9 protein-coding genes are annotated in these 8,210 nt (G+C 63.2%); 7 read left to right on the forward strand and 2 right to left on the reverse strand.

From position 1 onward, the window contains the following. Positions 1-1,617, reverse strand: a complete 1,617-nt coding sequence (locus M3P27_06775; protein ID MDP9268017.1) for a methylmalonyl-CoA mutase family protein — start codon at positions 1,615-1,617, stop codon at positions 1-3. Positions 1,618-1,710: 93 nt separating this feature from the next. Further along, on the reverse strand, positions 1,711-1,965 hold the full coding sequence (locus M3P27_06780) for a hypothetical protein (protein ID MDP9268018.1): 255 nt from the start codon (positions 1,963-1,965) through the stop codon (positions 1,711-1,713). 372 nt (positions 1,966-2,337) lie between these two features. Here M3P27_06780 and M3P27_06785 point away from each other — a divergent pair, with 372 nt between their 5' ends. From M3P27_06785 to M3P27_06815, 7 genes are all read left to right on the forward strand, one after another. Next, complete coding sequence (locus tag M3P27_06785) at positions 2,338-2,550, forward strand: hypothetical protein (protein MDP9268019.1); 213 nt, start codon at positions 2,338-2,340, stop codon at positions 2,548-2,550. A 273-nt stretch (positions 2,551-2,823) separates the two neighbouring features. Continuing rightward, the gene (gene glgC / locus M3P27_06790) at positions 2,824-4,074 is read left to right on the forward strand and encodes a glucose-1-phosphate adenylyltransferase (GenBank protein MDP9268020.1); all 1,251 of its coding nucleotides are present in this window, start codon (positions 2,824-2,826) and stop codon (positions 4,072-4,074) included. 363 nt (positions 4,075-4,437) lie between these two features. After that, positions 4,438-5,037, forward strand: a complete 600-nt coding sequence (locus M3P27_06795) for a sigma-70 family RNA polymerase sigma factor (protein MDP9268021.1) — start codon at positions 4,438-4,440, stop codon at positions 5,035-5,037. After that, positions 5,037-5,831, forward strand: a complete 795-nt coding sequence (locus M3P27_06800; GenBank protein MDP9268022.1) for a zf-HC2 domain-containing protein — start codon at positions 5,037-5,039, stop codon at positions 5,829-5,831. Before M3P27_06795 ends, M3P27_06800 begins: the two co-directional genes overlap by 1 nt. Beyond that, the gene (locus M3P27_06805; protein MDP9268023.1) at positions 5,828-6,538 is read left to right on the forward strand and encodes a B-box zinc finger protein; all 711 of its coding nucleotides are present in this window, start codon (positions 5,828-5,830) and stop codon (positions 6,536-6,538) included. Before M3P27_06800 ends, M3P27_06805 begins: the two co-directional genes overlap by 4 nt. 3 nt (positions 6,539-6,541) lie before the next feature. Next, complete coding sequence (locus M3P27_06810) at positions 6,542-6,766, forward strand: DUF5668 domain-containing protein (GenBank protein MDP9268024.1); 225 nt, start codon at positions 6,542-6,544, stop codon at positions 6,764-6,766. A gap of 4 nt (positions 6,767-6,770) precedes the next feature. Next, complete coding sequence (locus M3P27_06815; protein MDP9268025.1) at positions 6,771-8,192, forward strand: DUF4097 family beta strand repeat-containing protein; 1,422 nt, start codon at positions 6,771-6,773, stop codon at positions 8,190-8,192. The last annotated feature ends 18 nt before the right edge of the window (positions 8,193-8,210 follow it).

Here is an 8,210-nt window from a genome sequence, read left to right on the forward strand (position 1 = left end):
CTAAATCACCACGGTCTCTTTGTACTCCCCGAACACCCGCCGCATCGCGTCTGAGATCTCGCCGACGGTCGCGTAGCCCTCGACCGCGTGGATGATGTGCGGCATAAGATTGTCGCCCGAGCGAGCGGCGTCTTCTACCGACTTCAGGGCGGATTCCCAGGCTTGCTTGTCGCGGCGCGCGCGCAGCGCGTGCAGGCGCTCGACTTGCTTGCGCTCGAGGTCGGGATCGTGCCGGAAGGTCGGAACAGACGTCTCTTCCTCGACCTCGAAGCGGTTGACCCCCACAACGACGGCCTCGGCACGGTCGACCGCCTGCTGGTAGTCGTAGGCGGCGTTCTGTATCTCCTGCTGCACATAGCCGCGGTCGATGGCCTTGAGCATGCCGCCCATGCCGGCGATCTTGTCGAGATAGGCCTGCGCGCGCTTCTCCACTTCATTGGTCAGCGCCTCGATGTAGTAAGAGCCGGCGACCGGGTCGACCGTCTGCGGCGCGCCCGATTCGTAAGCGATGATCTGCTGCGTCCTGAGCGCCACACGCGCGGCGTCTTCAGTGGGTAGGGCGAGGGCCTCATCGTATGAATTCGTATGTAAAGACTGCGTGCCGCCGAGCACCGCCGCGAGCGCCTGGAGCGCGGTCCGAACGATGTTGTTCTCCGGCTGCTGCGCGGTCAATGTCGAGCCGGCCGTCTGGGTGTGGAAGCGCAGCATCCAGGAGCGCGGGGCTTTAGCCCCGAAGTGGTCACGCATGATGCGCGCCCACATCCGCCGCGCGGCGCGGAACTTTGCGACCTCTTCGAGGAAATTGTTGTGCGCGTTGAAAAAAAACGAAAGCCGTCCCGCGAACTTGTCGACGTCGAGCCCGGCAGCGATGGCGGCCTCGACGTAGGTCATCCCGTTGGCGAGCGTGAATGCGACCTCCTGCACCGCGGTCGAACCCGCCTCGCGCATGTGGTAGCCCGAGATGGAGATCGAGTTCCACTCGGGCACGTGCTCGGTGGTGTAAGCAAAGATGTCGGTGACGATGCGCATCGCCTGCGGGATGGGATAGATGTACGTCCCGCGCGCGATGTATTCCTTGAGCACGTCGTTCTGCACCGTGCCGGATATCTTGCGAACATCCGCCCGCGACCGCTTCGCGACGGCAATGTAGAGGGCGAGCAGGATGGACGCGGTCGCATTGATGGTCATCGAGGTCGAGATCTTTTCGAGCGGGATGCCGGCGAAGAGGCGCTCCATGTCTGCGATGGAATCGATGGCCACGCCGACCTTGCCGACCTCGCCGGCGGCGAGCGCCGCGTCGGAGTCCATGCCGATCTGTGTGGGCAGGTCGAAGGCGACGGAAAGCCCGGTCGTCCCATGCGCGAGCAGGTACTTGTAGCGGCGATTGGATTCTTCGGCGTCACCCATGCCGGCGTATTGGCGCATGGTCCAGAGCCGTCCGCGGTACATGGTCGGCTGCACGCCGCGTGTGAATGGCGCTTCGCCCGGATATCCGACCTCGCGGTCGTAGTCCCAGTCGTAGTCCGAGCCATGGAGCTCCGCCGGGGTGTAGAGCGGCTTCACCTCGATGTGCGAGGAGGTTTGGGGCTCGGATCTCGTCTTCGGTTTCTCGCTCATGCGGAAGGTCTAGTGTAGCGAGATTGAATCATTTGTTCATTGACTCATTGCTTCATTGGATCCAATGAACAAATGAACTAATGAGGCAATGGATCAATTCCTCCGCGCCCGCCAGAAGCTGCTCACCGTGAACCACGCGAAGACCGCGGTGAACGCCGCCGTGACGGCCAGCTTCCCCGGCGACCATTTGTTCCACTCGCGGACCAGCGCAGTGACGCCGAGCGCGAAGAAGACGAAGAAGAAGACGCCGGCGACCTGGTGGAAGAGCTGTGTGAGCGCGCCCCAGATGGCGCGGAAAAAGGCCTGGATGCCGTGCCAGAGCGCGGTGAGGAATGTAGCGGCATCCATGCTGGGGATAGTAGCAGCGGGTGTCCGTCGTCGAACACCTGACCCTTCCTCCCGCACCAGCAAAAGCGGCTGGTGTGGGGCACCCACATTTTGCGCGGGCCACCATCCAGGAACGAAATCCAGAGTAGCTCCAGAAGGTACTTCGCAACCCGGCGAAACTCGCGGCTGGGGAGCAGCATCCAATCCTTAAGCGCAGAACGTCGGGTGAGCAGATCAGGCGCGAAGGAAATCTGGGCCCTATGCCCCGTAAATCGCGGCACTGGATCAGCCTATCGCGGCCAGCGCCGGGGAGAACAGTTGGACGACCGACTCAAACAACTGATGAAGCAGCTGGGCGACGCCATCAACTAGAGCCTCTCCGGATCGGAGCAGATGGGCGAAGCCATCGCCAAGATCAAGGCGCACGGTCACGATGTGTTCCTGGTGCTCGAGGCCACCATCGGATTCAGCAAGCGCGATGAGGAGGAGCCCTTGGGCGAGCCCGTCACCGCGACGACGCGCCGCAGCCCCGAGTCGGACGCGCAGTTCAAGATCAATGCCCAGGACATGAAGTTCCTGAAGTCGCTGCGCATCAGCGTGGAGTAGATCAGCGTGGAATGACCGGCACGGAAGACCGAAAGCCGTCCCCAGCGGGACGGCTTTTCTAGTTCCCGCCGCGCGCGTACCAGCGCTGCCAACCACGCGCGTTTTTCCCTGTGCTATCCTCGAAAACTCGGATAGGCCACGCGGCATCTGTCTGTAAACGTTCCTGTGTTCAGGCGACTGCGGGTGAGCGGACGGCACGCGCCGTATAGCGCGGGCCGAACGTAAGGGCGCAGCAGCCGGAGCGCAACGACGGCGTTGCTGAGCCCTGGAAGAATGAAAGACACCTTAGCAGTCCTGCTGGCGGGAGGCGCCGGAGAGCGCCTGTATCCACTCACGCGCGACCGCGCCAAGCCGGCGGTGACGTTCGGCGGCATCTACCGCATCATCGACGTCACGCTCTCGAACTGCATCAACAGCGACCTGCGGCACGTTTACATCCTCACGCAATACAAGGCGCTGTCACTCAACCGGCACATCCGCGAGGGCTGGAACATCGTGGCGCGCGATCTGGGCGAGTTCGTCGAGATCCTGCCGCCGATGAAGCGGGTGAGCGAGAACTGGTACCTGGGCACCGCCGACGCCGTCTACCAGAACATCTATTCCATCGGCTCCGAGCAGCCCAAGCGCGTGCTCATCCTGAGCGGCGACCACATCTACAAGATGAACTACGAGCGCATGCTGCGCCAGCATCTCGAATCGGGCGCGGATTGCACCCTGGCCAGCATCCTGATCGAGCCGGAGGAGACCTATCGCTTTGGCGTGGTAGAGATCGATCGCAGCTCGCGCGTGGTCGGCTTCCAGGAGAAGCCGCAGCAGACCGATCTGCGTTCGCCGTATAACCCGCGCATGGTCTCCGCCTCGATGGGCGTCTACCTGTTCAACACCGACGTGCTCATCCCGGTGCTGCTCAAGGACGCCGAGGATCCCAGCTCGTCGCACGATTTCGGGCACGACATCCTGCCCAAGATGGTGGACGAGTACAAGGTCTACAGCTTCAACTTCGTAGACGAGAACAAGAAGGAAGCGCTGTACTGGCGCGACGTGGGGACACTCGAGGCCTATTACGAGGCCAACATGGACGTGGTCGCGGTCTCGCCGGTATTCAATCTTTACGATAACGAGTGGCCGATACGCACCTACCAGCGGCAGTATCCACCGGCAAAGTTCGTGTTCAATGAACCCGACCGCACCGGCACGGCCATCGATTCCATCGTCTCTAACGGATCCATCATCTCCGGCGGGGTGGTGCGGCGCAGCGTGATCTCGCCCGACGTGCGCGTGAACAGTTATTCGGAGGTCGACGATTCCATCGTGTTCTCGCACGTGAACATCGGCCGCCACTGCCGCATCAAGCGCGCCATCATCGACCGTGACGTGCACATCCCCGAAGGCACGGTGATCGGCTTCGATCCGGAAGCCGACCGCCAGCGCTATTTCGTCACCGACTCGGGCATCACGGTGGTCACGCGCGACTATTCGCTGTTCGAGAACCCCGTCACCATCGACTACTTCACCAGCGAATAGCGCTTCCTCCCCTGCACGTTCCATGGATCGGATTCCGCTGCTAAGCAGACGGGGCTGTTAACGAATGATTCAACCGCTTCGGTCGTATGTGTACTTGAAAGTACCTGGCCCGAGGCGGCTCCGGACAGAAGGGAGCCGGGTGTGCCGAACGGTTGTCCGCCAAGCCATTGATCTTTCGAGACTTACAGGTGGAATGTGATCATGGTGCGGCGCGCTGCGGTGCAGCTATTCTCTCTGCACCGTTTCCGCTACAATGCCTTTTCTTTCCTTACAGTTAGGGGAAAAGTCAGGGAACTTCCACGCCGCCGTTTCCGTAACACAGTCTAGGGAAGCGGTACGACATGGGTTTCTGGGGAGTACTGGTTGGAAGACGTCCAGGCCGTAGCAGGTCTAGTCCGTCGCTGCGTCACGGGCGATGCTGCCGCCTGGGAGGAGATCGTCCGCCAATATCAGCGCCGCATCTACAACCTCTGCTACCGCTTCACGGGCTCGGCCGACGAGGCCGAGGATCTTACCCAGGAAGTCTTCATCAAGATGTATCGCTCGCTGGCTAGCTACGACGTGGATCGCGGCGCGTTCGTCTCGTGGGTGACCACGCTGACGCGCAACCTGCTGGTCGACCACTTCCGCAAGACGCGCCAGGACCGCGTGACCGATTCGCTCGACGCCGCGCCCACGCACGATGAGGACGGCCCCACGCCCGCCGAGCAGCTCGCCGACCCCAAGGCCGGCCCGGAAACCCGCGTCCAGAGCAGCCAGACGCAGAAGCTGGTGCAGCAGGCCCTGGGCAAGCTGTCGCCAGAATTGCGTGAGGCGGTCATCCTGCGCGACCTGCAGGACATGGATTATCGCGAGATAGCCCAGGTTTTGAAGGTGCCCGAAGGCACGGTCAAATCCCGTATCAATCGCGGACGAACGGAACTTGCAAGGCTCTTACAACGTACCCATAGGCAGGTGATGTGATGGCTGACGAACGCCACAATCCGGGACATTCTTCCAGCATGACGTGCGCTGAGTTCGAGGCGCTGCTTACCGAGGCCATCGATGGCTCGCTCAGCCCCTTTGACCTGGAGCTTTTCCGCGCCCACGCCACGGCGTGCGAGCTGTGCGCGCCGGCGCTCGCCTTGGCTGAGGACGGGCGCGCCATGCTGCGCGCGCTCCCGGGCATGGAGCCGCCCGCATATCTGTTGCAGAAGATATTGAACGTGACCAGCGAGGTGGCGCCGCGCGCGGGCAGCAAGCAGGAAGCCCGTGGCTGGTTCGGAAGATCGGCCGGGCTCGGTCCGTTCTTCGGTGCGGTGCTGCAACCGCGCTTCGGCATGTCTTTCGCGATGGCCTTCTTCTCCGTGATGCTGATGCTCAACGTCGCGGGCGTGAAGGTGAGTGACCTGCGCTACGTGGATCTTCGTCCCACAGCGGTGAGGAGCAGCATGGTGAAGAGCTACTACGAGACCACCGGCCGCGCGCAGAAGTATTACGAGAACCTGCGCTTCGTGTACCAGGTGCAGTCGGCGCTGCGCGACCTGCGCAACGCGACCAACACCCAGGACGACACGCAGCAACAGCAACAGCAACAACAACAACAGAAGCAGCGCCAGCCTGGTGACAACACCAGCGATAAAGAAAAGCAGCAGAACCAGCGCTACAGCGCCGAGCGCTCGCCCATCCAGTTGGCGTCGGCCCCGAAGACGGAGTTTCGTGTTGGCGACATTTACGTCGGCAACTTTAGTGTCAGTAACGACAGGAGAACCGCATGAACTGCGTCAACCATCCACAAACCCCCTCCACCGCCTTCTGCCGCACGTGTGGCAAGGCGCTGTGCGAGGAGTGCAAGCGTGACGTCCGCGGCGTGATCTATTGTGAGGATTGCATCGTCGCGCGGCTCGGCGACGCCATTCCTGCTGCCGCGACTCTTCCCGGCACAGGCACGCCGACGGACTCGCCCTATGTAGGCGCGACCGTTCCGGGCGCGCCGAATCCGGCGCTGGCTGCCATCCTGGGCGCCATCCCGTTCGGTATCGGCGCGGTCTACAACGGCCAGTATGCCAAGGCGCTCGCTCACCTGGTGACGTTCGCGCTCCTGATCGTCGCGGTGGACAACTCCGGCCCCGCCGAGCCGTTGTTCGGTCTCATGATCGCGTTCTTCGTCTTCTACCAGATCTTCGACGCGTATCGCACGGCGAAGGCCAAGCAGCTGGGACTGCCGGTCCCGGACCCAGGCGGCATTTATCGCGCGCTCGGTATCCCGCTCGAGAGCTCCCCGGGCACGACCCCGGCTGCGAGCCCCATCGAGACGCCGCGCAGCCTGCCGTTCGGCGCCATGGTGCTCATCGGCATCGGCTTCCTGTTCCTGCTGCAGAACATAGGATGGTTCCACTTCCACTGGATCGGCAAGCTGTGGCCGCTGATCCTCATCGTCATCGGCCTGCGCATGCTCATGCGCAACCGGCCGGCGGGGAGCTAACAGATGTATATGCGCAATCGCATCGTGGGACCGGTCGCAATGATCACGGTGGGCGTGCTCTTCCTGCTGGATGGGTTCACTCCCTACGGCTTCCATCGCACCTGGCCGATCATCCTGATCGCCATCGGCGCGGCGCTGGTGATGCAGCGCGCCGCCGGCAATGACCCTGGCCCGCGGGCAGAGACGCCCTCGGCCACCGGCCCCGATACCACTTCCGAGAAAAGGTGAACCCATGGCCACTCCCACTATCACGCCGCCACCCCCGCCAGCGATGCTGCCGCCGCAGCCACCGATCGGGCCGCGGCGTCGTTCTCTCGCGGGCCCGGTCGTGCTCATCTCCCTCGGCGTGCTCTTCCTGCTCGGCAATATGGGCATCCTCGACCGCTACACGCTGTTCAACGCCTTCGCCAGGTACTGGCCGCTGCTGCTGATCCTGTGGGGGGTCATCAAGCTGTTCGAGGGCTGGCAGGCGCAGCGCGAAGGCTATCGCGCCCCCGGCATCGGCGGCGGCGGAGTCGTGCTGCTCATCTTCGTGGCCATCGTGGGCTTCGCCGCCAGCGGAATCTTAAAGTTCGGACCGGAGCTGCAGGGCAACTTCCCGGATGGCGACTTCCCCATCCTGTTCGGCAACAAATACACCTACACCGACAGCAACAGCGCCGCCTTCCCCGCGGGGGCATCGCTGCGCGTGGTGAACGACCGCGGCGACATCAAGGTCACCCCGTCGAACGACGACCAGGTCCACGTGGTCACCAACTACGTGATCGTGGCGCGTTCGGACTCCGATGCGCAGAGGATGCGCGGCGCGCGCACCCCCACCTTCTCCAATGAAGGCTCCATCCTGCTGCTCAGCTCCACCGGCACCCAGGGCGTGGAGAACGCGAACTATGCACGCGTGAATATCGAGGTGCAGGTGCCGCGCAAGGCCGCAGCTGACCTGCAGACCATGCGCGGCGACGTGCGCGTGATCGGGCGCGATGGCGACGTCAAGATGCAGACCTCGCGCGGGGACGCCCAGGTGGAAGAGGTGAACGGCAAGGCGGAAGTCCACCTGCGCCACGGCGACATCACGGCGCGCAAGGTATCCGGCAACGTGAGCATCGAAGGCTCGGTGAGCGACTGCACCGTGGCCGACGTGGGCGGGCAGGTCGAGCTGCGCGGCGACTACTACGGCTCCATCAACGTGAGCCGCGTGCCCAACGTGGTGCGCTTCAACTCCGCGCGCACCGACCTGGAGATAACCAAGCTGGATGGCGAGATGCGGATGGAATCCGGTGACCTGCACGTCAGCTCGATGAACGGGCCGGTGACGCTGCGCACGCGCTCCAAAGACGTCCACTTCGACGCGCTCACCGGCGACCTCACACTCGACGATTCCAACGGCGAAGTGGAGGTCCACGTCAAAGCGCCAGTGGGCAACATCGACATCAACGACCGCAACGGACAGGTGAGGATCACGCTGCCCGAGAAGGCCGCCTTCAGCCTGGATGCGGAGACGCGCAACGGCGAGATCCGGTCGGACTTCTCCGAGGTCAAGATCGAGAACGTGCATGACATCAACCACGCCTCCGGCCGAGTGGGGACCGGTGGCGGCACGGTGCGGCTGCGCACCGAGCATGGCGACATCGAGATCCGGAAATCGACTACGCCATAACTGGAAGCGCTCCGAGGG

The sequence above is a fragment of the Acidobacteriota bacterium genome, assembly GCA_030774055.1.
In the GTDB taxonomy this organism is placed as follows: Bacteria; Acidobacteriota; Terriglobia; order Terriglobales; family Acidobacteriaceae; genus JACPNR01.

Bases quoted from the DNA above. Each gene is read 5' to 3' on its own strand.
- M3P27_06810 (MDP9268024.1), top strand. From the start codon at position 6,542: ATGTATATGCGCAATCGCATCGTGGGACCGGTCGCAATGATCACGGTG.
- M3P27_06800 (MDP9268022.1), top strand. From the start codon at position 5,037: ATGGCTGACGAACGCCACAATCCGGGACATTCTTCCAGCATGACGTGC.
- M3P27_06775 (MDP9268017.1), bottom strand. From the start codon at position 1,617: ATGAGCGAGAAACCGAAGACGAGATCCGAGCCCCAAACCTCCTCGCAC.
- M3P27_06785 (MDP9268019.1), top strand. From the start codon at position 2,338: ATGGGCGAAGCCATCGCCAAGATCAAGGCGCACGGTCACGATGTGTTC.
- glgC (MDP9268020.1), top strand. From the start codon at position 2,824: ATGAAAGACACCTTAGCAGTCCTGCTGGCGGGAGGCGCCGGAGAGCGC.
- M3P27_06815 (MDP9268025.1), top strand. From the start codon at position 6,771: ATGGCCACTCCCACTATCACGCCGCCACCCCCGCCAGCGATGCTGCCG.
- M3P27_06780 (MDP9268018.1), bottom strand. From the start codon at position 1,965: ATGGATGCCGCTACATTCCTCACCGCGCTCTGGCACGGCATCCAGGCC.
- M3P27_06805 (MDP9268023.1), top strand. From the start codon at position 5,828: ATGAACTGCGTCAACCATCCACAAACCCCCTCCACCGCCTTCTGCCGC.